Source organism: Pectobacterium brasiliense (assembly GCF_013449685.1).
In the GTDB taxonomy this organism is placed as follows: Bacteria; Pseudomonadota; Gammaproteobacteria; order Enterobacterales; family Enterobacteriaceae; genus Pectobacterium; species Pectobacterium brasiliense_A.
This window is the reverse complement of record NZ_JACDSF010000057.1, coordinates 15,854-41,175: the sequence shown is the minus strand read 5'-3', so window position 1 is coordinate 41,175 and position 25,322 is coordinate 15,854. Positions and strand designations below refer to the sequence as shown.

At 52.1% G+C, this 25,322-nt stretch carries 20 protein-coding genes; 6 read left to right on the top strand and 14 right to left on the bottom strand.

Annotated features, from left to right (window positions below):
- Nucleotides 1-3: 3 nt before the first annotated feature.
- From rffG to trxA, 7 genes are all read right to left on the bottom strand, one after another.
- The gene (gene rffG / locus H0248_RS18920) at nucleotides 4-1,077 is read right to left on the bottom strand and encodes a dTDP-glucose 4,6-dehydratase (protein WP_180787073.1); all 1,074 of its coding nucleotides are present in this window, start codon (nucleotides 1,075-1,077) and stop codon (nucleotides 4-6) included.
- A complete protein-coding gene (wecC, locus tag H0248_RS18915; protein ID WP_180787072.1) occupies nucleotides 1,068-2,330 on the bottom strand; it encodes a UDP-N-acetyl-D-mannosamine dehydrogenase in 1,263 nt (420 codons plus the stop codon). Before wecC ends, rffG begins: the two co-directional genes overlap by 10 nt.
- A gap of 48 nt (nucleotides 2,331-2,378) precedes the next feature.
- The gene (gene wecB / locus H0248_RS18910; RefSeq protein ID WP_180787071.1) at nucleotides 2,379-3,509 is read right to left on the bottom strand and encodes a non-hydrolyzing UDP-N-acetylglucosamine 2-epimerase; all 1,131 of its coding nucleotides are present in this window, start codon (nucleotides 3,507-3,509) and stop codon (nucleotides 2,379-2,381) included.
- A 67-nt stretch (nucleotides 3,510-3,576) separates the two neighbouring features.
- Nucleotides 3,577-4,623, bottom strand: a complete 1,047-nt coding sequence (gene wzzE, locus H0248_RS18905; protein ID WP_180787070.1) for an ECA polysaccharide chain length modulation protein — start codon at nucleotides 4,621-4,623, stop codon at nucleotides 3,577-3,579.
- 21 nt (nucleotides 4,624-4,644) lie between these two features.
- Nucleotides 4,645-5,742, bottom strand: coding sequence for a UDP-N-acetylglucosamine--undecaprenyl-phosphate N-acetylglucosaminephosphotransferase (gene wecA / locus H0248_RS18900; protein ID WP_180787126.1), 1,098 nt, complete (start codon nucleotides 5,740-5,742; stop codon nucleotides 4,645-4,647).
- Between the two features lie 205 nt (nucleotides 5,743-5,947).
- Entirely contained in the window at nucleotides 5,948-7,207 is a 1,260-nt protein-coding gene (gene rho / locus H0248_RS18895) for a transcription termination factor Rho (protein ID WP_010283881.1), read from the bottom strand.
- 510 nt (nucleotides 7,208-7,717) lie between these two features.
- Nucleotides 7,718-8,044: a thioredoxin TrxA gene (gene trxA, locus H0248_RS18890; RefSeq protein WP_010283883.1), complete on the bottom strand. Its 327-nt coding sequence runs from the start codon at nucleotides 8,042-8,044 to the stop codon at nucleotides 7,718-7,720.
- Between the two features lie 118 nt (nucleotides 8,045-8,162).
- Between trxA and rhlB the strand changes: the two genes are divergently transcribed.
- Together rhlB and ppx are read left to right on the top strand one after the other, a co-directional pair.
- Entirely contained in the window at nucleotides 8,163-9,458 is a 1,296-nt protein-coding gene (rhlB, locus tag H0248_RS18885; protein WP_180787069.1) for an ATP-dependent RNA helicase RhlB, read from the top strand.
- A 6-nt stretch (nucleotides 9,459-9,464) separates the two neighbouring features.
- A complete protein-coding gene (ppx, locus tag H0248_RS18880) occupies nucleotides 9,465-10,961 on the top strand; it encodes an exopolyphosphatase (RefSeq protein ID WP_180787068.1) in 1,497 nt (498 codons plus the stop codon).
- Between the two features lie 21 nt (nucleotides 10,962-10,982).
- Here ppx and rep read toward each other — a convergent pair whose 3' ends face one another.
- Entirely contained in the window at nucleotides 10,983-13,004 is a 2,022-nt protein-coding gene (gene rep / locus H0248_RS18875; RefSeq protein ID WP_180787067.1) for a DNA helicase Rep, read from the bottom strand.
- 160 nt (nucleotides 13,005-13,164) lie between these two features.
- Between rep and ppiC the strand changes: the two genes are divergently transcribed.
- The gene (gene ppiC, locus H0248_RS18870) at nucleotides 13,165-13,446 is read left to right on the top strand and encodes a peptidylprolyl isomerase PpiC (protein ID WP_180787066.1); all 282 of its coding nucleotides are present in this window, start codon (nucleotides 13,165-13,167) and stop codon (nucleotides 13,444-13,446) included.
- 93 nt (nucleotides 13,447-13,539) lie between these two features.
- On the opposite strand, the gene putA is transcribed toward ppiC, so the two are convergent.
- Nucleotides 13,540-17,484 carry a trifunctional transcriptional regulator/proline dehydrogenase/L-glutamate gamma-semialdehyde dehydrogenase gene (gene putA, locus H0248_RS18865; RefSeq protein WP_180787065.1) on the bottom strand — a complete coding sequence of 1,315 codons (3,945 nt, stop codon included), beginning with the start codon at nucleotides 17,482-17,484 and terminating at the stop codon, nucleotides 13,540-13,542.
- 196 nt (nucleotides 17,485-17,680) lie between these two features.
- Here putA and putP point away from each other — a divergent pair, with 196 nt between their 5' ends.
- Entirely contained in the window at nucleotides 17,681-19,165 is a 1,485-nt protein-coding gene (gene putP / locus H0248_RS18860) for a sodium/proline symporter PutP (RefSeq protein ID WP_180787064.1), read from the top strand.
- Between the two features lie 113 nt (nucleotides 19,166-19,278).
- Here the strand turns inward: putP and ilvC are convergent, their stop codons facing one another.
- Nucleotides 19,279-20,757, bottom strand: a complete 1,479-nt coding sequence (gene ilvC / locus H0248_RS18855) for a ketol-acid reductoisomerase (protein ID WP_180787063.1) — start codon at nucleotides 20,755-20,757, stop codon at nucleotides 19,279-19,281.
- 185 nt (nucleotides 20,758-20,942) lie between these two features.
- Here ilvC and ilvY point away from each other — a divergent pair, with 185 nt between their 5' ends.
- Entirely contained in the window at nucleotides 20,943-21,833 is an 891-nt protein-coding gene (gene ilvY, locus H0248_RS18850) for an HTH-type transcriptional activator IlvY (RefSeq protein ID WP_014916961.1), read from the top strand.
- Nucleotides 21,830-22,630, top strand: a complete 801-nt coding sequence (locus tag H0248_RS18845; RefSeq protein WP_180787062.1) for a lysozyme inhibitor LprI family protein — start codon at nucleotides 21,830-21,832, stop codon at nucleotides 22,628-22,630. Before ilvY ends, H0248_RS18845 begins: the two co-directional genes overlap by 4 nt.
- Nucleotides 22,631-22,642: 12 nt before the next feature.
- Here the strand turns inward: H0248_RS18845 and H0248_RS18840 are convergent, their stop codons facing one another.
- From H0248_RS18840 to H0248_RS18825, 4 genes are all read right to left on the bottom strand, one after another.
- Nucleotides 22,643-23,386, bottom strand: coding sequence for a DUF2461 domain-containing protein (locus H0248_RS18840; protein WP_039550123.1), 744 nt, complete (start codon nucleotides 23,384-23,386; stop codon nucleotides 22,643-22,645).
- A 100-nt stretch (nucleotides 23,387-23,486) separates the two neighbouring features.
- Complete coding sequence (locus H0248_RS18835) at nucleotides 23,487-23,927, bottom strand: lysozyme inhibitor LprI family protein (protein ID WP_039286270.1); 441 nt, start codon at nucleotides 23,925-23,927, stop codon at nucleotides 23,487-23,489.
- A 219-nt stretch (nucleotides 23,928-24,146) separates the two neighbouring features.
- Nucleotides 24,147-24,698: a calcium-binding protein gene (locus tag H0248_RS18830; protein WP_240345918.1), complete on the bottom strand. Its 552-nt coding sequence runs from the start codon at nucleotides 24,696-24,698 to the stop codon at nucleotides 24,147-24,149.
- Between the two features lie 140 nt (nucleotides 24,699-24,838).
- On the bottom strand, nucleotides 24,839-25,318 hold the full coding sequence (locus tag H0248_RS18825; RefSeq protein WP_110163409.1) for an Hcp family type VI secretion system effector: 480 nt from the start codon (nucleotides 25,316-25,318) through the stop codon (nucleotides 24,839-24,841).
- Nucleotides 25,319-25,322: the final 4 nt, after the last annotated feature.

Below are 25,322 nucleotides of genomic sequence, written 5' to 3'. Positions count from 1 at the left end.
GGTTTAATCATTCAGTCCTAAACGTTCACCGGTATAAGAACCATCCTGCACGCTGCGCCACCATTTTTCGTTATTCAGATACCAACTGACGGTTTTTCTCATGCCCGTCTCAAACGTTTCTTCTGGACACCAGCCCAGTTCACGTTCAATTTTCCCGGCATCGATCGCGTAGCGCATGTCGTGGCCAGGGCGGTCTTTCACGTAGGTGATGAGATCGCGGTAATGCGCTACGCCAGCAGGCTTATTCGGTGCCAGCTCTTCCAGCAGTGCGCAAATGGTCTGCACGACTTCAATGTTTTTGCGCTCGTTGTGACCACCGATGTTATACGTCTCGCCGATTTCGCCTTCCGTCACCACTTTGTACAGTGCGCGAGCGTGGTCTTCGACAAACAGCCAGTCACGGATTTGCGCGCCGTCTCCGTAAACCGGTAACGGTTTGCCCGCGACCGCATTCAGGATTACCAGCGGAATCAGCTTCTCTGGGAAATGGTAAGGACCGTAGTTATTCGAGCAGTTGGTGATCACCGTCGGGAACCCGTAGGTGCGCAGCCAGGCACGAACAAGGTGGTCGCTGGAGGCTTTCGATGCGGAATAAGGGCTGCTTGGCGCATAAGGCGTAGTTTCTGTAAACAGATCGTCCGTCCCATGCAGGTCACCAAACACTTCGTCGGTAGAGATATGGTGAAAACGGAATGCGCGCTTGTCCGCATCAGCCAGGTTCTGCCAGTAATGACGTGCTGCTTCCAGCATCGTATAGGTACCGACAATATTGGTTTCGATAAACGCCGCCGGGCCATCGATAGAGCGATCGACGTGGCTTTCTGCCGCCAAATGCATCACCAGTGCAGGCTGGTAAGCGGTAAAGACACGGTCCAATTCCGCACGATCGCAGATATCAACCTGCTCAAACGCGAAGCGTGAGCTATCAGCGACGGGGGCCAGGGAAGACAGGTTCCCCGCATAGGTCAGCTTATCGACAACGACGACGCTGTCCTGCGTTTCAGTCAGAATGTATCTGACCAACGCCGAACCAATAAACCCCGCACCACCGGTAATTAAAATACGTTTCAACGCCATACTCCTTTGGTATCAATAACCCACTGCTGTTTCACATCTTCTGGGTTAATCGCTTTAAACTGACGGTGGTCGACCAGCATTACCAGTACATCGGCTTCTTTTAATGCACTGCTGGTATCGACCAGTTTTACCTGTCCGGCCAACACGGACGGCAGGTGTTTGACATTCGGTTCGACGGCTAACGTCACACCGGTATTCCACTGTGCGATCATGGACGTAATCCCTACTGCGGGGCTTTCGCGCAGATCGTCAATGTCAGGCTTGAACGCCAACCCAAAGCAGGCCACCGTGACCTCGCTGGCGCGTTTATCCGTTTGTGCCAGATAATCCGCCACGGCCGCTTTAACACGATCTACCACCCAGAGTGGCTTGCCATCGTTCACCAGTCTGGCGGTATGAATCAACCGGGCTTGCTGCGGATTCTGCGCCACGATAAACCAAGGGTCGACCGCAATACAGTGCCCGCCGACGCCAGAGCCGGGTTGCAGGATATTGACGCGAGGATGGCGGTTTGCCAATCGGATAAGCTCCCATACGTTAATGTTTTGTTCGGCACAAATCAGCGAGAGCTCATTGGCGAAAGCAATATTGACGTCACGGAAACTGTTTTCCGTCAGCTTGCACATTTCGGCGGTGCGGGAGTTAGTCACCACACACTCACCTTCAAGGAAGATTTTGTACAGTTCGCTCGCGCGAGCAGAGCATACTGGGGTCATGCCGCCAATGACGCGATCGTTTTTAATCAGTTCGACCACGACCTGCCCCGGCAGAACGCGTTCAGGACAATAGGCTATATTGATATCCGCCGTTTCCCCAACCTGCTGCGGAAACGTCAAGTCCGCTCGCGCCTCGGCCAGCCACTCGGCCATTTGCTCGGTTGCACCTACAGGGGATGTCGACTCCAGAATCACCAGATCGCCTTTCTTCAGAACAGGCGCGATGGATGCCGCAGCCGCCTGAACGTAGGCCAGATCAGGTTCGTGATCGCCTTTGAATGGAGTAGGAACGGCGATCAGGAAAGCATCGGCTGGCACAGGCTTTGTCAGCGCCTGAAGGTAACCCTTTTCCACTGCCACTTTGACCAACGCATCCAGATCGGGCTCGACGATATGGATTTCGCCGCGATTAATGGTTTCGACCGCCAGTTTGTTCACATCGATACCGATGACTTTTTTCTGGCGCGACGCAAACGCCGCAGCGGTGGGTAAACCGATGTAGCCCAAACCGATTACGGAAATGGTAGTAAAGCTCATAGTGTCACCTGATAATTTTTATGTCGGGCCGTCGTCGTATAACGATGTTTAAAATCGCTCCTGGCGATTTTTTAAAGCATCAACGATGCGTTGACAGGCTTGTCCATCACCATAAGGATTATGGGCGCGACTCATTGCCTGATACGCTTCTTCATCCGTCAACAGCGTAGATACCGCATCGACAATACTGGTTACTTCTGTCCCTACCAGCTTGACCGTACCGGCTTCCACCGCCTCCGGCCGTTCTGTCGTATCACGCATCACCAATACGGGCTTGCCTAACGACGGCGCCTCTTCCTGAATGCCGCCAGAGTCGGTCAAAATCATGTAAGAACGATTCATCAAATACACGAAAGGCAGATAGTCCTGCGGCGCAATCAGCATCACATTATCAATGCCGCTCAGGATGCGATTCACCGGTTCGCTGACGTTAGGATTCAAGTGAACCGGATACACAATGTGTACTTCAGGGTGTCGACGGGCAATATCTGCCAGCGCGCTGCAAATGCGCTCGAAGCCGCCGCCAAAACTTTCGCGGCGATGTCCAGTAACCAGAATCAGCTTCTTGTTATCGTCTAAAAAGGCATATTTTTCGTCAAGGCTACGGCGTAGCGCGGCATCCCCGAGAATACGATCGCGCACCCAGAACAGCGCATCAATCACCGTATTACCCGTCACAAAAATATGCCGATCGGACAGATGCTCACGCAGTAAATTTTGGCGGGAATTTTCCGTTGGGGCGAAATGGTACATCGCCAAATGTCCGGTCAGTTTGCGATTAGCCTCTTCCGGCCAGGGCGAGTACAGATTACCAGTACGCAATCCCGCTTCTACATGCCCGACGGGGATACGCTGATAAAAAGCCGCCAGACTGGTTGCCAACGTTGTGGTGGTATCGCCGTGTACCAACACCAAATCCGGTTTGAACTCCGCCATAACGGGCTCAAGTCCTGATAAAATCCGGCAGGATATCTCACTGAGTCCCTGCCCCGGTCGCATAATATCCAGATCGTAATCTGGCGTAATATCGAACAAACGCAGCACCTGATCCAGCATCTCCCGGTGCTGGGCTGTTACGCAAACTCTCGATTCAAAAGCTCCATCCTGAGCCAGGGCATGAACCAGCGGTGCCATTTTTATGGCTTCCGGCCGGGTGCCGAAAACAGTCAATACTTTCACATTGAATCTCTTTAATCAGGTTAGACGCAGACGCTCGCTGAGCGTCAGACGCAAATCAGCAAGCTGGTTAGCGCGGACGGCGAGCCAAGGCAACACCCGCGCCGACGAGCACACCAATCGCACCCCACATCACCATCAGGAATGCCCGGCGTGGGCTGTCACGCTTCACCGGCTCTTCCGGCGTGCGCAAATAGCGATACGTCTGGAAACTGGCCTCAAGCATTGGGCCAACGTTCAGCGTCGCCAACATCGCGCGATTTTGATCGTAATCCAGTTCGTAGTGCGGGCCGCTGGTCTGCAATGTTTCCAGTCGGGCTTGAAGCATCGGCCTGCCAAGCAGGAACATTTCCGATGCAGGGATTTCGTCTGCCGGCGTATCCGTCTGGCTGCGGCTAATACCTTGCTGCTGGGCGATTTTCAACGCCAGCTCGACGCTGCGGACTTCACGATCGTAAATCGCTTTTGCTACCGCTTCCTGACGCTTGATCTGCGACGTCATGAAGATAGTTCTGGCCGCCCAGGCACCCTTAATTTCTTCATTCAGGTGACTGGCTGCACGCTGGCTGGCAAAAGCCACATACTGACGAAGCAACGTGTTGGAATCTTTAGAGTTTTCTGCCACCAGCTTCACGGAATCATTGGTCTTTTTCCCGTCGTCGCGCGGCGTAAACTGAATGTTGTTAACCAATTCATCGAGCAGAGCTGCATCGGCTTTTTCATCGCCTTCCAGACGCTGCTTATAATAGTCAGTCTGCAACCAGAAATCGCGGCGGGTATCGTAAGCCGCTAATTGCATGATGAACTCGTCATAAGCATCGGCCGAAATAGACGGTTGTTCTGGCTGAGGCGCGGAAAAAGAGCGGGCATCGAGGTTACGCAGGAATTGCTGCTGCGAATAATACCCACCCAGCATATTGACTGTCGGCTTGTCGGTAATCGCTGTCGCGCTCCACTCCTGTTTAACAAGATAGGAATAGCCCAGTGCCACAACGGCAAACATCAGGCCGACTGCTATCGGCCACACCTTTCCACGGCACAGCAGGCGAAATAAACCACGGATATCCAGTTCGTTATCAATCAACGCATTCCCAGTAGACAAGTTCTCTGATTTCATTACTTCCCCAAAATTATTTGGTCAGGATGACTGCTTTTGCTCATCAGAATGCCGCATACGGCGTTTGATGCGCTTGATAAAACGGGCGACCCGCCATGCTCGTTTCAGGCAGTAGCCATACAGCAGAAATGCAAGCAAGAATAATGCCAACATAAACCATTCGGGTATAAAAAAGAAATATTCTCCCAACACACCGACCGCGGCCAACAAGGCGGCAGCAAGCGTAATCAGTACAAAAGCCTGACGGGAAGAGAAGCCAGCCCGCATCATTAAATGATGGATATGCTGTCGGTCAGGTGAGAACGGGCTCATCCCTTTGCGCAAGCGTCGATACATGATGGCGATCATATCGATCAATGGGATAGCGATGATCCACAGTGCCGTAACCGGATTTATCGGATGCTGCGGGCCTTGTGTTGTTTGAATCAAGAGCCATATGGCTGTGAAGCCAATCATCGTGCTACCCGCATCGCCCATGAACACCTTGTAGCGTGGTCCAAACATGCCGAGGTTGAGCAGAATATAAGGCAATGTCGCCGCAATCATGGCGAAACACCACAATGCTAGGTTCGCGTGACCGTTCAGGTACAGCAAAATGCCCATTGCCCCAAATGAGACGCTGGACAACCCGCCGAGCAATCCATCGATCCCGTCCACCATATTGAACGCATTAATCGCCGCCCAAACCGCAAACAGCGTGACCAGATAGCCAAACGGCCCCAGCCCCATCTGCCACGGACCGAAAATGAACCCTAGGTTGTGTATCGTCAAGCCAGCGAAAGCCATCATCACCACAGCAACAAATGCCTGCACAACGGCACGAATTTTTACGCTGATATCAAAACGATCGTCCAGCACACCGATAAACACCAGCACACCCGCGCATAGCAGGTAAAGACGGAAGTTGAGAATATATTGATCGGTAATGAAGTAGGTAAAGCAGATACCCGCATACACGGAGATACCACCAACCAGAGGTACCAGACCCCGATGGCGTTTACGGTAGTTGGGACGATCGACAAGCCCTATTTTACCCGCAATGCTGCGAGCAAAAAAAAGAAAGCCCAGAGAAAACAAGAAAATAAATAGTAATTCGGTACTCATAGTGAGTAAGTTCACCATTAACAGCTGCGCTGTAGCTGTTCAGTATAGACTCGGTTTACGCCTTATATCTTATCGCCCACGTTGATCGCCAGTACAAATTGAGTGATAACCGAGACTTCCTGGTAGAAAACCCCTTCACATCCGATCAATTAGGGAATAAAAAACGCCACGGCCCAGCGTGGCGTTCCCCGAGTTATCCGTAATGGATGAACGCCCGGATTTATGAACGTTTCATCATATCGAAGAATTCATCGTTGGTTTTCGTCATCGCCAACTTGTTAATGAGGAATTCCATCGCATCGATCTCACCCATTGGGTGGATGATCTTGCGTAGAATCCACATCTTCTGCAATTCTTCAGAGGTGGTAAGCAGTTCTTCTTTACGCGTACCGGAACGATTGTAGTCAATCGCTGGGAACACGCGTTTTTCTGCGATTTTACGCGCCAGGTGCAGTTCCATATTGCCTGTACCTTTAAATTCTTCGTAAATCACTTCGTCCATCTTAGAACCAGTATCAACCAATGCGGTCGCGATGATGGTCAGGCTACCGCCTTCCTCAACGTTACGCGCCGCACCGAAGAAACGCTTCGGACGATGCAGGGCGTTAGCATCCACACCACCGGTCAACACTTTGCCCGAAGCCGGAACCACGGTGTTGTAAGCACGTGCCAGACGGGTAATGGAGTCCAGCAGGATGATAACGTCTTTCTTATGCTCAACCAGACGCTTCGCTTTTTCGATCACCATTTCGGCAACCTGAACGTGACGGGAAGCGGGCTCGTCAAACGTTGACGCCACCACTTCACCTTTCACCAGACGCTGCATCTCGGTAACTTCTTCCGGACGTTCGTCAATCAGCAGCACCATCAGCACGCAGTCAGGATGGTTGTAAGCGATGCTCTGTGCGATGTTCTGCAGCAGCATGGTTTTACCCGCTTTTGGCGGTGCAACGATCAGACCACGTTGACCACGGCCGATCGGCGAAGCCAGATCCAGCACACGCGCCGTCAGATCTTCTGTCGAACCGTTACCCCGTTCCATACGCAGACGAGAGTTTGCGTGCAGCGGCGTTAAGTTTTCGAACAAGATCTTGTTGCGGGCGTTTTCAGGTTTGTCGTAGTTAACTTCGTTAACTTTCAGCAGCGCAAAGTAGCGTTCACCTTCTTTCGGCGGACGAATCTTGCCAGAAATGGTGTCACCAGTGCGGAGGTTAAAACGGCGGATTTGGCTGGGAGAAACGTAGATATCATCGGGGCCTGCGAGGTAGGAGCTGTCTGCGGAGCGGAGAAAGCCGAAGCCATCCTGCAATATCTCCAGCACACCATCGCCGAAAATATCCTCGCCGCTTTTGGCATGCTGTTTCAGAATAGCGAAGATAATATCCTGTTTGCGCATGCGTGCCTGGTTTTCCAGTCCCATATTTTCGCCAAGAGTAATTAACTCAGAAACTGGCGTATTCTTTAATTCGGTAAGATTCATAGTGGTGGGTTCTTTAACTCGGGGTAAATCTCGAACGATAACGTGAATGGTATGGCAGGATCATCCGTGCCTCTATAACAGCCTTCAACCACCGGATTCCTGTCTGGTTTCACACCTGAAGCGCATTACATCCGCGCAAAACAACATCCGCATAAACGATATCCGCATAAATCAACGGCAGGAGATCGAAGACACATAAAACCAATTATTGTAAAACTAGCAGACTGCCAAAATCGGATCACAAACGTGTTGTAAAACAATCGTGTTGCAAAACAATCGTCTTGTATAACAATTACCTTGTAAAACAACGATTTTTTCGATTTCGACACAGAATAATGCTTTAGACTCTAACTTTCAGGCTTAAGCCTAAGGGCTTAAACATAGGCAAGTACGATATGCAGTGATGAAGAATCTAACACGCTTCCCGACGAGCGGCAAGCAGTCAATATGAGAATTACATATTGCCCAATTGCGCCCGCCGGCGACACCCTTTTTAGGGTATCAAGCTAATTACAGATTCGCCGTCAGGAACTCTTTCAGTTGCCCCTTCGACAGTGCGCCGACTTTCGTCGCAGCGACCTCGCCGTTTTTAAACAACAGCAGAGTAGGAATGCCACGGATACCATATTTCGGCGCAGTAGCCGGATTTTCATCAATGTTCAGCTTGGTAACTGTCAGTTTACCTTCAAACTCTTCAGCAATTTCATCCAGAATAGGAGCGATCATTTTGCAAGGACCACACCACTCAGCCCAGAAATCAACCAAGATAGCGCCCTCAGCTTGCAATACTTTCGTGCCGAAGCTGTCATCAGTCAGGTGAATTATTTTATCGCTCATATTTTACTCCGCAGGATTATTTCTACCTTGTTGGTGTAGCATTAACCAACAACGGCTTGACTTTATTTCACCGGATACGCTTTCGTAAAGCAATAGTTAGCTGATATTCTACCACACTATGAGCAAAACACACTTAACTGAACTGAAGTTTTCCGACTTCGCCCTGCACCCGCAGGTTATTGAAGCTCTTGAAAGTAAAGGGTTTCATAACTGTACGCCTATTCAGGCGTTAGCTCTGCCATTGGCTCTGTCAGGGCGTGATGTTGCGGGTCAGGCGCAAACCGGTACCGGCAAGACGCTGGCTTTTCTCGCGTCTACTTTCCATTATCTGCTTTCACACCCTGCAAACGCAGAGCGTCAGACCAATCAGCCACGTGCTTTAATTATGGCACCAACCCGTGAACTGGCTGTCCAGATTCACTCTGATGCAGAAGCGCTGTCTCATGCAACTGGGCTAAAATTAGGTTTAGCCTACGGTGGCGACGGCTACGACAAACAGCTTAAAGTGCTGGAAAGCGGCGTTGATATTCTGATCGGCACCACCGGTCGCCTGATCGATTACGCCAAGCAGAACCACATCAATCTGGGCGCGATTCAGGTCGTCGTGCTGGACGAAGCAGATCGCATGTACGATCTCGGCTTCATCAAAGACATTCGCTGGCTATTCCGCCGCATGCCCGCAACGGCACAGCGCCTGAACATGCTCTTCTCCGCTACGCTCTCCTACCGGGTGCGTGAACTCGCGTTTGAACAGATGAATAACGCCGAGTATGTGGAAGTGGAACCGGAACAGAAAACCGGCCACCGCATTAAAGAAGAACTGTTTTATCCATCAAACGAAGAAAAAATGCGCCTGCTCCAGACACTGCTGGAAGAAGAGTGGCCGGACCGCTGCATTATTTTTGCGAATACCAAGCATCGCTGCGAAGACATCTGGGGCCATCTGGCTGCCGATGGCCATCGCGTTGGGCTGCTGACGGGCGACGTCGCACAGAAAAAACGTCTGCGTATTCTGGAAGAGTTTACCCAGGGTAGTCTGGATATTCTGGTGGCAACGGACGTTGCAGCACGCGGTTTGCATATTCCTTCTGTGACCCACGTTTTTAACTACGATCTGCCGGATGACTGCGAAGACTACGTTCACCGTATTGGCCGTACGGGCCGTGCGGGACAAAGCGGATTCTCTATCAGTCTGGCCTGTGAAGAGTACGCGCTGAATCTCCCAGCTATCGAAACCTATATTGGTCACGGTATCCCAGTCAGCAAATACAACAGTGACGCGCTGATGAATGATTTACCTGCGCCGAAGCGTTTAACACGTCCACCGCGTTCCAACAGTGGCCCGCGCCGACATAATGCGCCACGCCGCAGCGGCAGCGGAGCGCCCCGTAATAACCGTAAACGAGCGGACTAACCGTCGATGCTGAGCTCTTCTTCACTTTACGCTGCCATCGATCTCGGCTCGAACAGCTTCCATATGCTGGTCACCCGGGAAACCGCAGGCAGCATTCAGACGCTGGCGAAAATAAAGCGTAAAGTCCGCCTTGCGGCAGGGCTGGATAAACAGAATAGGCTCTCGCAGGAAGCGATGCAGCGTGGCTGGCAGTGTCTACAACTGTTCTCCGAACGGTTGCAGGACATTCCGCAGGATCAGGTGCGCGTTGTCGCGACAGCCACCCTGCGACTGGCAACGAACGCTGACGAGTTTCTGCAACAGGCTCAAGAAATTCTGGGCTTGCCGATTCAGGTTATCAGCGGTGAAGAAGAAGCACGCTTGATTTATCAAGGTGTGGCACATACGACAGGCGGCCCAGATGCGCGTCTGGTCGTGGATATTGGCGGTGGCAGTACTGAACTGGCAACGGGAATCGGCGCAAAAGCGACTCAGTTGATCAGCCTCCCGATGGGATGCGTAACGTGGCTGGATCGCTATTTCAGTGACCGCAATCTGGAAGCCGGTAATTTTGAACGTGCTGAACAGGCGGCGCGTGAAATGTTGCGCCCTGTCGCGGCCTCTCTGCGTGAGCAGGGTTGGCAAATCTGCGTCGGCGCTTCCGGCACCGTCCAGGCGCTACAGGAAATTATGGTCGCGCAGGGAATGGATGAATACATTACGCTGCCGAAGCTCAGACAGCTTAAAGAGCATGCGATTCAGTGCGATAAGCTGGAAGAATTGGAAATTGATGGCCTGACGCTGGAACGTGCGCTGGTTTTCCCCAGCGGATTAGCCATTCTGCTGGCGATCTTCCAGGAGCTAGACATCAAAACGATGACGCTGGCCGGAGGCGCGCTGCGTGAAGGACTGGTCTATGGCATGCTGGATCTGCCTGTCGATCAGGATATTCGTCACCGTACCTTAGCAACGCTGCAACGCCGTTATCTGCTGGATACCGAACAGGCTAAACGCGTCAGTGCATTGGCGGACAACTTTCTGCAACAGGTTGCCCGTGACTGGCAGTTAGATAATCGGGCTCGTGAGTTACTGCGCAGCGCCTGTCTGGTTCACGAAATCGGTTTGAGCATCGATTTTCGCCAGTCGCCCCAACATGCAGCCTATTTGATTCGCCACAGCGATCTCCCCGGCTTTACGCCCGCCCAGAAAAAGCTGTTAGCGACACTCCTGCAAAACCAGATTAACCCAGTCGATTTAATGCCGCTCAGTCAGCAAAATGCGCTGCCGGTCAATCAGGCACAGCGCCTGTGCCGACTGCTTCGTCTGGCAATTATTTTTGCCAGCCGCCGCCGCGATGACACGCTGCCAGCCGTACGATTACGCGTAGAAGGCGAAGCGTTACGTTTGATTTTGCCTGCCGGCTGGCTGGCTCAGCACCCGTTACGGGCAGAAATGCTGGAACAGGAAAGCCGCTGGCAGAGCTACGTACACTGGCCGCTGATGCTGGAAGAAACCCCAGCTTAACGGATATAAAAGGGGGGATAATCATTCCCCTTTTGCTTTTGCCAACATCGCCCGAATATTAGCGACGTTCGTCTGACCTTTCTGCATACGCTCTTGTGCGCTCACCACTTTTCTTTCCGTTTCCCACACCACATCATCCTGCGGCAGTTCAAGCAGGAAACGACTCGGCTCAGGGCGCACCAACTCGCCATACTGGCGGCGTTCTTTGCACAATGTGAAGAACAGTTCGCGCTGAGCACGCGTAATCCCCACGTATGCCAGACGACGCTCTTCGTCGACGTTATCTTCATCAATGCTGCTCTGGTGCGGCAACAGACCTTCTTCCATCCCAACTAAAAAGACATACGGGAATTCCAAGCCTTTGGACGCATGTAGCGTCATTAGCTGAACCTGATCCAATTCCTCTTCACTCTCTCCCCGTTCCATCATGTCCCGCAGCGTGAAGCGCGTTACGACCTGCGTTAACGTCATCGGCTCATCGAGATCGGACCCTTCCAGCATTTCCGTCATCCAGCTGAATAGCTGATTGACGTTCTTCATCCGCATTTCTGCGGCTTTTGGGCTCGGCGAGGTTTCATACAGCCAGCTTTCGTAGTCCAATCCATGAATCAGATCTCGCACAGCGGCGACCGGTTCACGCTCTGCCAGACGGGCGATTTCCGCCAGCCACTGGGTAAACCGTTGCAGGGACTCCAGCCCACGACCGGTCAGAGTCTGGCTCAGCCCAAGATCAAAACTCGCGCTGAACAGACCTTTATTGCGCTGCCCTGCCCACTCGCCCAGCTTCTTCATCGTCGCTGGGCCAATTTCACGCTTGGGCGTGTTCACAATACGTAAGAACGCGCTGTCATCGTCCGGGTTGGTCAGTACGCGCAGATAAGCCAGTAAATCTTTGATTTCAGGTCGGGAGAAAAACGACGTGCCGCCGGAGATACGATACGGAATACGGTTCTGCATCAGCATCTTTTCAAACAGACGCGCTTGATGGTTGCCACGATACAAAATGGCATAGTCGCCGTACTGGGTCTTTTTAATAAAGTGATGAGCAATCAGCTCACCAACGACCCGCTCCGCTTCGTGATCTTCGTTGTTGGCGGTAATCACTTTGAGTTCATCGCCGTAACCCAGCTCCGAGAACAGACGCTTTTCAAAAACGTGCGGGTTATTGGCGATAAGAATATTGGCGGCTTTCAGAATGCGCCCGGATGAGCGGTAGTTTTGTTCCAGCTTGATCACGTCAAGCGCGGGGAAATCCTGCTGTAGCAACACCAGATTTTGCGGTCGCGCACCACGCCAGGAGTAAATTGACTGATCGTCATCCCCTACGACGGTAAAACGCGCTCGGGTGCCAACCAGCAGCTTAATAAGCTCATACTGGCTGGTGTTGGTGTCCTGATATTCATCCACCAGCAGGTAGCGTAAGCGGTTCTGCCAGCGTTCACGTACCTCCGCGTTCTGCTTCAGCAACAGCGTGGGCAGCAAAATCAGATCGTCGAAGTCCAGTACGTTACAGGCACGTAGGTGATCGTGATAGAGCGAGTAGCAATGCACAAACAGCTTGTCGCGTTCGGAGCGAGCGGTTGCTGCCGCGCCGGCAGGATCGATCAGATCGTTTTTCCAATTTGAGATCGTCGAGATCAGCTGTTGCAGCAGAACCTTATCGTTTTCCAGCCATTGTTCCGTCAGCTCTTTCAGCAGCGCCATCTGGTCTTGATCGTCAAACAGGGAGAAATTAGATTTCATGCCCAACGCGACGTATTCACGTTTGATGATCTCCAACCCCAGTGTATGGAAGGTCGCGATCATCAACCCACGCGTTTCTTTACGCCCCAGCGTTTGCGCCACGCGCTCCTTCATCTCTCGCGCCGCTTTGTTGGTAAACGTCACAGCGGCAATGTGCTTAGCCTGATAGCCACACTGGCGGATAAGGTGCGCGATTTTGTTGGTGATAACGCGGGTCTTGCCTGAACCTGCGCCCGCCAGCACCAGACAAGGTCCGGTGACGAATTCGACGGCGTGTTGTTGGCTGGGGTTTAAGCGCATAACGATCTTGCTCACTCATAAAACGGAAGGCGATTGTAGCAGAAAGCCGTATCGATCTTGACCAGGGATTTGTTATTAAGGAAAGCACATCGCAGTCCACATCTTGCGTTGCAAATGTTACATTGCGCGCCGGAATCTCTTTTGCAAAAAAGGTAATAACATGGCAAATACCGCAGCAGCCTTACACATCCTGGTAGACACTGAGCAGGAAGCTAATGACATTCTTGCGCAACTGGAAAAAGGTACAGACTTCCAGAAACTGGCACAGAAGCACTCAACCTGCCCGTCAAAACGCAACGGCGGCGATTTAGGGGAGTTTCGTAAAGGCGACATGGTGCCAGCGTTCGATAAGGCGGTGTTTTCCTGCGAATTGCTGAAGCCGTTTGGTCCGGTGAAAACCCAGTTTGGTTACCATGTGATCAAGGTGCTTTACCGCCATTAAGTTGTATAGCAATGAAGCCGCCACGCCGATGCCCCGAACATGAAAAACGCGCCGACCTTCTGGTTTAGCGCGCTTTTTCTATTTAATGCCTGACTACCCTATCGTCATCAGGCTGGCATTGCCGCCCGCAGCGGCGGTATTGATACTCAGAGAACGTTCGATCAACAGATGTTCCAACTGAATGTGGGTATCGCCCTGCGCATACCCTAACGGCTGGATAATCGGGCCATCGCGCTCTGCAAGCGCCTCACTCAACTGCCGTAACCGATCGGCGTCCCCATGATAAATGACGCCATGAAAAGACACGTCTTGCCGCTGCCAGTCAGGCGTGAACTGAATATGCGACTGCACGCTGGCGGGTAAACGGCCGTAAAGCGTTTTCTCCCGCTCGCCTTCCAGCCACAGCAACTCCCCGCCCGTTGCCAGCACCGCCGCCGTCTGAATCAAGCGATCGTCCTCATTATCCGCCAGACACAGAATCCGCTCACGCGGCAGCAGCGTATAGGAATTACTTTCCCCTGTCGGGCCAGGCAACAGCCGCGTTGTCCCGCTGACGCTATATTCTCTATAGCGCTGGCATAACGTCGCTAGCCTGTGACGCTCCACAGCAATCGCCCAGTCTTCCAGCGCCTGTAGCCCTGCCAGCAACGCCTGCTCAGGGTTCTGCTGTGCAAATTCTGCCGCAAGCGCGTCGTCCGGCCGATGTGCCAGCAAACGGTACAGATAAAGCGGCCCGCCCGCCTTTGGTCCGGTTCCTGACAAGCCTTCCCCGCCAAACGGTTGAACACCGACAACGGCACCGACCATATTGCGATTCACATATTGATTACCCACTTTCGCCTTGCCCGTCACTCGCAGGATAGTTTCATCAAGACGGGTATGCACACCCAGCGTCAGACCGTATCCCGCCGCGTTGATCTGCGCAATCACTGCATCCAACTGCTGGCTTTGATAGCGAACTACATGTAAAACTGGACCAAAAACTTCTCTTTTCAGCTCGTCTATCTTGTCCAGTTCGATCAGGGTCGGTTTCACAAACGCCCCGTGCCGCCACGTCTCCTCATCCTGCGGATACACTGCCTGAAATACCGTATGGCCTTTCGCCCGCATCGTCTGGATATGCAGTTCCACGTTCTCTTTCGCTTCCGCGTCAATCAGCGGACCGATGTCGGTCGATAACCGCTCAGGATTGCCCATTCGACACTCCGCCATCGCGCCACGCAGCATAGCCAGAGTGCGATCCGCAATATCCTCTTGCAGGCACAGCAGGCGCAGCGCCGAGCAACGCTGTCCGGCGCTGTCGAACGCAGAAGCGATAACGTCATTCACCACCTGCTCCGTCAGCGCAGACGAATCGACAATCATCGCATTCAGGCCACCCGTTTCGGCAATCAGCGGCGTCAAACGCCCCTGTGGATCGAGCCTGCCCGCGATGCTACGTTGCAGAGTTTTAGCTACGGCCGTCGATCCGGTAAACACCACGCCGCGTACCCGTTCATCGCTGACCAACGCGGCACCAATCGTTTCTCCCTGTCCGGGCAGCAGTTGCAGCACACCCAGAGGAATGCCCGCCTCATGCAAAATACGCACCGCCTGTGCCGCAACCAGCGGCGTCTGTTCAGCCGGTTTTGCCAGCACGCTGTTTCCTGCCGCCAGTGCGGCAGAAATTTGACCGGTGAAAATCGCCAGCGGGAAATTCCACGGGCTGATGCAAACCACTGGCCCCAACGGACGATGGGTATCATTGGTGAATGAATCCCGAATCTGCCCCGCGTAATAGCGCAAGAAGTCCACCGCTTCGCGCACTTCCGCAATCGCGTTACTGAAGGATTTACCCGCTTCCCGCACCAGCAGCCCCAGCAGACTTTGCAACTGCCCTTCCATCAGCGAGGCGGCCTGATTCAATATCGCAGCACGCTCTGCGGGTGGCGTCGCAAACCAAATGGTGCCAGCATGTACCGCCGCGTCTACCGCCTGCTCAACATCCGCCACCGAGGCATCGAGAACGTAGCCCACCACATCGTGCACATCCGCGGGGTTCACGACAGGCCTTTCTTCACTCGCCTCGCTTTCCCCTTCAATCATTGGCGCGGCATACCACGGCTGTGACGCATAATTCAGCAACGCGCTGGAGAGAGAAGCCAACCGGTGCTCGTTCGAGAGATCCAGTCCGCTCGAATTTTGCCGTTCCCGCCCATATAGCTGACGTGGCAGAGGAATCTTGGGATGCGGCACACCCATGCTCCATTCCACTTTTGCCAGCGCCTCTACGCCACGAATCGGATCGGCAATCAGCGTTTCCAGCGCCATTGAGGTATCTGCAATACGGTTAACAAACGAGGTATTGGCGCCGTTTTCCAGCAGGCGTCGCACCAGATAAGCCAACAGCGTTTCATGGGTTCCGACCGGAGCATAAATACGGCACGGACGGTTCAATTTTCCATCAGCAACCGCGCCCACCACCTGATCGTAGAGCGGTTCCCCCATGCCGTGCAGGCACTGAAACTCATACTGACCGGGATAATAATTGTTGCCCGCCATGTGGTAGATCGCGCTTACCGTCTGCGCGTTGTGCGTGGCAAACTGCGGGTAAATCCAATTCGGTACGGCCAGTAGCTTCCGAGCGCACGCCAGATACGACACATCGGTATAAACCTTACGCGTGTAGACTGGATAACCTTCCAGCCCGTCAACCTGCGCGCGCTTGATTTCACTGTCCCAGTACGCCCCTTTCACCAGACGAATCATCAGCCGCCGACGGCTGCGCTGTGCCAGCTCAATCAGTGCATCAATCACATACAGGCAACGTTTCTGATAAGCCTGAATGACAAACCCAACGCCGTTCCACCCCGCCAACTGCGGCTCCATGCAGAGTTTTTCCAGCAGATCGAGTGAGATTTCCAGTCGTTCGGCTTCCTCCGCATCAATATTGATCCCAATATCGTACTGACGCGCCAACAGCGTCAGCATCAACAAACGCGGATAAAGTTCCTCCATCACACGATCATACTGCGACCGGCTATAGCGGGGATGCAGCGCCGACAGCTTGATGGAGATGCCCGGCCCTTCGTAAATCCCGCGCCCGTTCGAGGCTTTGCCAATAGCATGAATCGCCTGCTGATAGGCCATCAGATACGCGACAGCATCATGTTCCGTCAGCGCGGCTTCACCTAACATGTCGTAAGAGTAACGGAAGCCTTGGCCCTCCCGTTCACGGGCATTCGCCAGCGCTTCGCCGATAGTTTCTCCGGTGACAAACTGTTCCCCCATCAGCCGCATAGCCATATCGACACCTTTGCGGACAAGCGGCTCACCGCTTTTCCCAATGATGCGGTTCAGCGAATTCGAGAGGTTCACTTCGTTGTGCGTCGCCACCAGCTTTCCGGTAAACAGCAGCCCCCAGGTTGCAGCATTCACAAAGAGCGACGGGCTATGACCAAGATGCGCCTGCCAATTTCCCCGACTGATCTTGTCGCGGATCAGCGCATCACGCGTGGATTTATCGGGAATACGTAGCAGCGCTTCGGCTAAGCACATCAGCGCCACCCCTTCCTGAGAAGAAAGTGAGAATTCCTGTAGCAGTCCTTGCACAATGCCCGCACGCCCATTTCCGGCTTTCTGACCGCGTAATTTCTCTGCCAGCTGATAAGCCAGTTTTTGCGTTAACTGCGACATTTCATCGGTAAGTTTCGCTTGTTCGAGCAAGATAGGAACCAGTTCACTTTCGGGGCGGCGGTAAACAGAAGTGATGGCGGCGCGGATAACGGACTGCGGAAGAATGTGCTCGGCGAAATCAAGAAAGGGTAGGTGGGTTTCTTCTTCCTGAGATTGCGGCATAATCTCTTCCGCTTCAATGTGGCTGACATTCGCCCATTGCGGTGTTTCAGGAGTGTCGAGGCCGCTTTCGAGGCGTTCGAGGTAATGGAAAATAGCCTGTTTAATCAGCCAGTGCGGTGTACGATCAATACGCTGTGCCGCCGCCTTGATACGTTCGCGCGTTTCCTCATCGAGTTTCACACCCATCGTGGTAGAGCCCATAGAGTCCACTCCTATAATGAGAAGATGCACATCGGGATAACGTCAATATCGACCATGTTGCAACTTTGTGCAACCTTGTTAACAAATGGATCGGTTGCAGCCCATCATCACTGTCAGACCTCGTTCCGGCCTGAGTGATTACTATAAAACACAGCGTCGCCGCGACAGCGGCACGAAAAATAATGTGGAGAGTTGAATGACAATAAGCACACCTATGCTGGTGACGTTTCTGTTGTATATTTTCGGGATGGTTCTCATCGGCCTGTTCGCTTATCGCGCGACGAATAACTTTGGCGATTACATTCTGGGCGGACGTCGGATGGGAAGCGTGGTGACCGCACTGTCGGCTGGCGCTTCCGATATGAGCGGCTGGCTGCTGATGGGGTTACCGGGTGCTATTTTCATTGCCGGGATTTCTAAAAGCTGGATCGCTATCGGCCTGACGTTAGGCGCTTACCTGAACTGGAAATGGGTCGCCGGACGCCTGCGCGTACACACCGAAATCAACCACAACGCACTTACGCTGCCTGACTATTTCACCCACCGTTTTGAAGATAACAGTAAATTACTGCGCGTGATCTCCGCGTTAGTCATCCTGATTTTCTTCACCATCTATTGTGCATCGGGCGTGGTCGCAGGGGCACGTCTGTTTGAAAGCACCTTTGGCATGAGCTACAGCACCGCATTATGGGCAGGCGCAGCGGCCACCATCGCCTATACCTTTATTGGCTGCTTTCTGGCAGTAAGCTGGACGGACACCGTTCAGGCCAGCCTGATGATTTTCGCCCTGATCCTGACCCCAGTGATTGTCATCCTGTCTCTTGGAGGAATTGATAGCTCACTAATGGTGATTGAAGCGAAAAATCCGGCCAACCTGGACATGTTCCGAGGGCTGAATTTTGTCGCTATCCTCTCGCTGATGGGATGGGGACTGGGCTATTTCGGTCAGCCGCATATTTTGGCGCGCTTTATGGCTGCAGATTCACATCACACGATCCACAACGCACGCCGCATCAGTATGACCTGGATGATTCTCTGTCTGTCCGGTGCCGTGGCAGTGGGCTTCTTCGGCATCGCCTACTTCAACAATAACCCGGATCAGGCGGGCAATGTGGCGCAAAACAGCGAGCGTGTCTTTATCGAGCTATCCATGCTGCTGTTCAATCCGTGGATTGCTGGGGTGCTGCTGTCTGCGATTCTGGCTGCCGTGATGAGTACGCTAAGCTGCCAGCTACTGGTGTGCTCCAGCGCCATCACCGAAGATTTATACAAGCCGTTCCTGCGTAAAAATGCCAGTGAGAAAGAGCTGGTCTGGGTGGGGCGCGGCATGGTGCTGTTAGTGGCTATCATCGCTATCGCGCTGGCGCTTAATCCTGAAAATCGCGTACTGGGTCTGGTGAGCTATGCCTGGGCTGGGTTCGGTGCCGCATTCGGACCGGTGATTTTGATTTCCCTGCTGTGGCCGCGCATGACGCGCAACGGCGCCCTGTTCGGCATGATCGTGGGCGCAACAACCGTGCTGATCTGGGAACACTACGCCTGGCTGAACCTGTATGAAATTATCCCCGGTTTCATCTTCAACAGCCTGACCATTTTTATCGTCAGCCTGCTGGGTAAAGCGCCATCAAAAGCGATTACCGATCGTTTCAATCAGGCGGAAGAAAAATATAAGTCGGTTTGATAAAAAACATACGTTTGCTATTGCTACAAAAGCTCGGCGATAAAAGCGTTCGTTGGTAAAAAGAGGGCACAGCCAATCGCTGTGCCCTCTTCTATTTCGATCACTGACGGAAATTAACCCGCAACAGCGATACGCTTCATGTCTTTCATGTAACCGCGCAGCGTGTGGCCTACGGTTTCGATTGGGTGGTTACGGATAGCTTCATTAACATCACGCAGTTGCGCATTGTCCACTTCGGTGCCCGCGACCGCTTTGCCCAGATCGCCCGGCTGCAGGGATGCCATGAACGCCTCTTTCAGCAATGGAACGGCGGCGTTAGCAAACAGGTAGTTACCGTATTCTGCGGTATCAGAGATAACCACGTTCATTTCATACAGACGCTTACGCGCAATGGTGTTAGCGATCAGCGGCAGCTCATGCAGTGATTCGTAGTAAGCCGACTCTTCGATGATGCCGGAGCTCACCATGGTTTCAAACGCCAGCTCAACGCCCGCTTTTACCATCGCAACCATCAGCACGCCGTTATCAAAGTATTCTTGCTCAGCGATTTTACCGTCGAACTGCGGCGCATTTTCGAACGCCGTTTTACCGGTCTCTTCACGCCAGGTCAGCAGTTTCACGTCATCGTTCGCCCAGTCAGCCATCATGCCGCTGGAGAATTCGCCGGAGATGATGTCATCCATGTGTTTCTGGAACAGCGGTGCCATGATGCCTTTCAACTGCTCAGACAGCGCGTAAGCACGCAGTTTCGCTGGGTTAGACAGGCGATCCATCATCAGCGTAATCCCGCCCTGCTTCAGCGCTTCGGTGATGGTTTCCCAGCCGAACTGAATCAGTTTTTCTGCATAAGCCGGATCGGTGCCTTCAGCAACCAGTTTGTCGAAGCTCAGCAGAGAACCTGCCTGCAACATACCGCACAGAATGGTCTGCTCACCCATCAGGTCAGATTTCACTTCCGCAACGAAAGAGGATTGCAGAACGCCGGCACGGTGACCACCGGTGGCCGCAGCCCACGCTTTAGCGATGGCCATGCCTTCGCCTTTCGGATCGTTTTCTGGGTGAACCGCGATCAGCGTTGGTACGCCGAAACCACGTTTGTATTCTTCACGCACTTCCGTACCTGGGCACTTCGGCGCCACCATCACAACGGTGATGTCTTTACGGATTTGCTCGCCCACTTCAACGATGTTGAAGCCGTGAGAATAGCCCAGCGCAGCGCCCTGTTTCATTAGCGGTTGTACTGCCTGAACCACGGCGGAGTGCTGTTTGTCCGGCGTCAGGTTAACCACCAGGTCAGCCTGCGGGATCAGATCTTCGTAGGTACCAACGGTGAAGCCGTTTTCGGTCGCTTTGCGCCATGATGCACGCTTTTCGGCAATTGCTTCAGCACGCAGGGCGTAAGCGATGTCCAGACCAGAATCGCGCATGTTCAGACCCTGGTTCAGACCCTGAGCACCACAGCCGACGATCACCACTTTTTTCCCTTTCAGGTAGCTCGCCTCATCGGCAAATTCATCACGCCCCATGAAGCGGCACTTGCCCAATTGATCCAGCTGCTGACGCAGGTTTAATGTGTTGAAATAGTTAGCCATGTCGTGCTCCGTATACGGTTTTGTTTGTCTGTTATTCGAGAAAGGATTCCCGCCAGAGGGGAATTCACTATGACCCCATCATATGACAGGAATTGCGTTGCTTAAATTGATATATTAACAACGTCACATTGCACTATTTGCAAGATCAAAAGCGGCTGCAAGATAAAAAACGGGGCCTGTATCGCATGGATTTACGTGATCTCAAATTATTCCTGCATCTGGCAGAAAGTCGGCACTTTGGCCGTACCGCCAAGGCGATGCACATCAGCCCGTCCACGCTGTCACGGCAAATTCAGCGGCTGGAAGAGGATTTAGGACAGACGCTGTTTCTGCGCGATAACCGTACCGTGCAGCTTACCGATGCCGGAGATCACCTGAAGCAGTTCGCCCAGCAAACGTTGTTGCAATACCAGCAGCTACGCCACACGATAGACCAGCATGGGCCATCATTAAGCGGTGAACTACGGATCTTCTGTTCCGTCACCGCCGCCTACAGCCACCTGCCACCCATTCTGGATCGCTTTCGGGCGCTACACCCGCTAGTGGAAATTAAACTGACGACGGGCGATGCCGCCGATGCCGTGGAGAAAATTCAGTCGAACGATGGGGATTTGGGGATTGCGGGACGCCCCGAAGCGCTGCCTGTCAGCGTTGACTTCATGCCGCTCGATAAACTGCCACTGGCGTTGATTATCCCGGCACTTCCCTGCCCCGTGCAGTCGCTGGTGCGGCAGGCAGACCCAGACTGGTCGCAGATTCCGTTTATCCTGCCGGAACACGGCCCGGTGCGTAAGCGCATCGATCTGTGGTTTCGACGCAACCACATCACGAACCCGCAAATTTACGCCACCATCTCCGGGCATGAAGCGATGGTATCGATGGTCGCGCTGGGCTGTGGTATCGCGCTGATTCCAAATGTCGTACTGGAAAACAGCCCGGAACCGGTACGCAACCGCGTTTCCGTCTTCGTCGAACAGGTGATGGAACCACTTGAACTCGGCGTTTGCGTACAGAAAAAACGGCTTAGCGAACCGCTGATTGCCGCCTTTTGGGACATATTACAGGACACCCCATGAAGATAGCCTTCACTGCCCTGATCGCCGCAGGGGTGACGTTAGCCTCTCTCAGCCACCATGCGCAAGCCGCCAGTTTCTCCTGCAACAACGCCGCCTCAGCACAGGAAAAGCTGATTTGCGCCAGCCCGCTGCTCGGGCAGCTCGATGAAGAACTGGCGCAAACGTGGAAGACTTCCCGCGCATTTCTGACAGCCTACGACAACAGCGCGCCGTGGGAAAAAACGCTCAACCAGTTTCAACGCAGCTGGCTGACCACACGCGATCAATGCAAAGACGAAGACTGCTTGCGCCAGCGTTATCAACAGCAGCTAAATCGGCTGCGCTATCTGAATGACATCGCGCAACACGCACTCCCTTCCCCGATTACGCCCGTGAAAAGCACTGCTTGTTTCCACGGTTCATTCAGCTATGAATATGTGATGTCAGGGCTTTCCGCCGAGGAATATCGCGATCTGGGGGATTATTTTCGGGAAATGTATGACCAGAAAGCGCCCTACCACGCCGTCAGCCTGACCATGGCCAACCAGCGTGGCAAGATTGAAGGCGGCGCATCCATTGCATTTCGCTACGGTAACAAGCTGGATGATTCAGACTTCACCGCCCGTCAGATGAGCGATACGCAAGCCGTTGGCAAAGGTGAAAGCAGCTTCGGTCAGCAGGTGAAAATACTGCTCACCTGCATTGACGATGATCATCTGCAAATCGCCACCTTCGGCAGCAATCGGGAAGAAGGTTACCTGTTTAACACTTTGCTGGAGCGCGATAAAACGCCACTGGAGCAGCAGAAAACGCCGTAGCGTTGGCTAGCTCTAGCGTTCGAACCACTTATCCGCCGAAAAGGCCCGCGTATCGGACTCCGTTTCCTGCGCGGCCTTCTTCATCGTTTCGACGTTCATCAGGTAATGATAGAGCGGTTCAAGCTGGGTAAAACCCTGTGACAGAACCGTCACCAGATCGCCGGAAAATAGCGCGTCCATATCCTGTCGGGTAGATATCGCGGCAAACGACTTACGGTTATACCAGTCAGCCAGTTCCAGCTCCTGATCTTTAATCAGCGGGCGTTTGTAGCTTTCGCCTTCCAGCGTGAAGGTCTTTCCCAGACAGCTTGCTACTTCAAGAAACTGCGACGGATTACCGCGCAGCGTCTGACGGAACAGGTCCATCGTATTCCGCGTCGCGCTGTAATAGCCCAGCCCGTAACGCCAGGTATCCGGCGTGATTTCAAAGAAATACACCGGTGCATCCGTCCAGTCTTTGCGAGTACGTTTGAAAGTGAGCCACATATGGCTGCGATAGCGTGATTTATCGTGAGAAAAGCGCGTGTCGCGATGAATACGGGAGAGAGTCTTACCGATAGCGGGACGTGTTTCAAAGTGATCATCAATCTGCAACATGGTCAGACTGAGTTCATCCACCAGCGTGCGGAACGGTGCAACCAGTTGCTCATCGTAAACCGCACGATGCTCGTCAAACCACGCTTTATCGTTGTACTGACGCACCTGCTGAAGAAACGTTAAACCCGCTTGAGAAAAACCCGTGAACTGCGTTGCCATAAAGAAATGCCATCCCTGTTGCTGTCAGATGACATAAAGATAACGCCGCCGACGGTGAAACACCATCGGCGGCGTGACACACTTATCCAAAGGATGAGTATTAAGGGATATTGAGCTCACCGTCTAGCGACTCGATCCGTCTGTAGTTTTCTACCGCCTCGCAAAGATCTTTATTTGATAAATAAACGGGGCTATCTTTAATATATGGGTGCCCTCTATACGCACAACGATGGACAACATAATTTTTCCACGCGGCTTGATCTGCTTTGAAAAGCTTAACGGCATCGTCCTCACCCTCTATAGTTATGAGTGTTGAGAGAAAGTCTATTGCTTCTTTATTTTTTTTCTCTAGTTTTTCCGTCGAATCAGCAAGCATTCGGTCAGTACAAATATAAATTTCATGATAGTTTTCCCCTCTCATTATATCTTTACATAACGTTTTCTCCATTAATTCCAGTTTACTCCAATAAATCTCACCAAATGCAGGGGATATACCGTTTACAGCAAATAACATCAACAGATAGAAGTAGATATTTTTCATTTCCTCATCCTTAAATAACCCGCTCGATTTCTTCCAGCCTCATATTTTAGCAACTCAGGCTCACTCTCTATTAAATTTATTAACAGATCGATATCATTCTTTGCCGCCACAGGGATAGTTTTCTTCCCCTCCATCCCTTGATCAGGGCGGGATTCCACTTTGCTTAAAACGCATACAATTCAAGAAATTTGATAATACCCATATATTAATAACCTTTTATCAATCGGTAATTATGTATCTGACGTGCATTCTTTGAACTGAAATCGTATCTATTTTGAGCATAATAACCACACAAAGTGAGTTAGATCTCGCCCTGATCCCTTGATAGGCCAGATCCACCAGAATATCTCTGATAGCGGGGTGAAGCTCATTCCAATTCGCCCTATCAGGTATATTAGCGGAACGATCTGCGTAGCGATTTTTCGCTATTGTTATATACCCACCATAAATAATATTAAACAAATCCACCTGCTGTTGATGTGTAATCACGCCAATTTTTTCTTTGTACTCTTTAACGAAAGTGGCGGCGGCACCGCCCTTTAACCCAGCCCCTGTCGCGATTAAACTCGCTTTTTCACTCCCAATACCTACTCTGAGCATATCCGAATAAATTTCGCCCTTGGTTCTCTTCCCCATATCATAGCCTCGCCCCAACGTCACACCAGATTTATCATTTCCTGGCCAGTGAATGACTCGGCTAAAATCACGACTATTAGGTATATCATTCCCTTCACCATCAAAGGTTATTTGTCCTTGAGGTACTCTTAGCATTGAGTAAATTCCTTTTCATTAATACGAAGCATCAATATGCGAAGTTAATTAGCATCTCTTTGGTTAGTGATTAATTAGTTAATAAAACAGCCATGAATAACATAATTATCAATGGCTGTATGTTTTATTGCCAAATAAAACTAAATACCACTATCATTCCAGATACTATAACCTGATGTTCCCGCAACTTTGTGCTCCCATGATATGGAATTATATTTTAATAAAACCTTCTCGTATGGCATGACGTCATTGTCATTAATCGAATGCGGATAACTACAAGAAATATCAACAATGCGTGCATCTGTTAATTTAATGACATAAAACAGCTCTAATTGCCCAGCGGCATTTATCCTATACAAAAAGAAATTTGCACTTAGCTTTTCATTGGAAGAGGTAGAAACACCAAGCAACGGTGACGATTTATCAATAAGTTTAATTATTTCAACGGGGTGACAGGATAGATTATCAGCATGAGTCATTGAGTGATTTAAACTTAACACCTGAATCTGATCTTCATGACCAATTTGGCTTCTATTACCAATTGACTGCAATGTTGAACAACCAGAAGAAATTAATCCTTGCTTATCACCCGTCAACTCTAAATAGATAATACTCGACATTTTT

What these genes read in the sequence shown, in the direction of transcription:
- H0248_RS18845 (WP_180787062.1), top strand. Translation starts at nt 21,830, where the DNA reads ATGAAGATAGCCTTCACTGCCCTGATCGCCGCAGGGGTGACGTTAGCC.
- ppx (WP_180787068.1), top strand. Translation starts at nt 9,465, where the DNA reads ATGCTGAGCTCTTCTTCACTTTACGCTGCCATCGATCTCGGCTCGAAC.
- H0248_RS18825 (WP_110163409.1), bottom strand. Translation starts at nt 25,318, where the DNA reads ATGTCGAGTATTATCTATTTAGAGTTGACGGGTGATAAGCAAGGATTA.
- putA (WP_180787065.1), bottom strand. Translation starts at nt 17,484, where the DNA reads ATGGGCTCTACCACGATGGGTGTGAAACTCGATGAGGAAACGCGCGAA.
- wzzE (WP_180787070.1), bottom strand. Translation starts at nt 4,623, where the DNA reads ATGAAATCAGAGAACTTGTCTACTGGGAATGCGTTGATTGATAACGAA.
- H0248_RS18830 (WP_240345918.1), bottom strand. Translation starts at nt 24,698, where the DNA reads ATGCTAAGAGTACCTCAAGGACAAATAACCTTTGATGGTGAAGGGAAT.
- H0248_RS18835 (WP_039286270.1), bottom strand. Translation starts at nt 23,927, where the DNA reads ATGAAAAATATCTACTTCTATCTGTTGATGTTATTTGCTGTAAACGGT.
- rep (WP_180787067.1), bottom strand. Translation starts at nt 13,004, where the DNA reads ATGCGCTTAAACCCCAGCCAACAACACGCCGTCGAATTCGTCACCGGA.
- rhlB (WP_180787069.1), top strand. Translation starts at nt 8,163, where the DNA reads ATGAGCAAAACACACTTAACTGAACTGAAGTTTTCCGACTTCGCCCTG.
- rho (WP_010283881.1), bottom strand. Translation starts at nt 7,207, where the DNA reads ATGAATCTTACCGAATTAAAGAATACGCCAGTTTCTGAGTTAATTACT.
- wecC (WP_180787072.1), bottom strand. Translation starts at nt 2,330, where the DNA reads ATGAGCTTTACTACCATTTCCGTAATCGGTTTGGGCTACATCGGTTTA.
- trxA (WP_010283883.1), bottom strand. Translation starts at nt 8,044, where the DNA reads ATGAGCGATAAAATAATTCACCTGACTGATGACAGCTTCGGCACGAAA.
- H0248_RS18840 (WP_039550123.1), bottom strand. Translation starts at nt 23,386, where the DNA reads ATGGCAACGCAGTTCACGGGTTTTTCTCAAGCGGGTTTAACGTTTCTT.
- putP (WP_180787064.1), top strand. Translation starts at nt 17,681, where the DNA reads ATGACAATAAGCACACCTATGCTGGTGACGTTTCTGTTGTATATTTTC.
- rffG (WP_180787073.1), bottom strand. Translation starts at nt 1,077, where the DNA reads ATGGCGTTGAAACGTATTTTAATTACCGGTGGTGCGGGGTTTATTGGT.
- ilvY (WP_014916961.1), top strand. Translation starts at nt 20,943, where the DNA reads ATGGATTTACGTGATCTCAAATTATTCCTGCATCTGGCAGAAAGTCGG.
- ppiC (WP_180787066.1), top strand. Translation starts at nt 13,165, where the DNA reads ATGGCAAATACCGCAGCAGCCTTACACATCCTGGTAGACACTGAGCAG.
- ilvC (WP_180787063.1), bottom strand. Translation starts at nt 20,757, where the DNA reads ATGGCTAACTATTTCAACACATTAAACCTGCGTCAGCAGCTGGATCAA.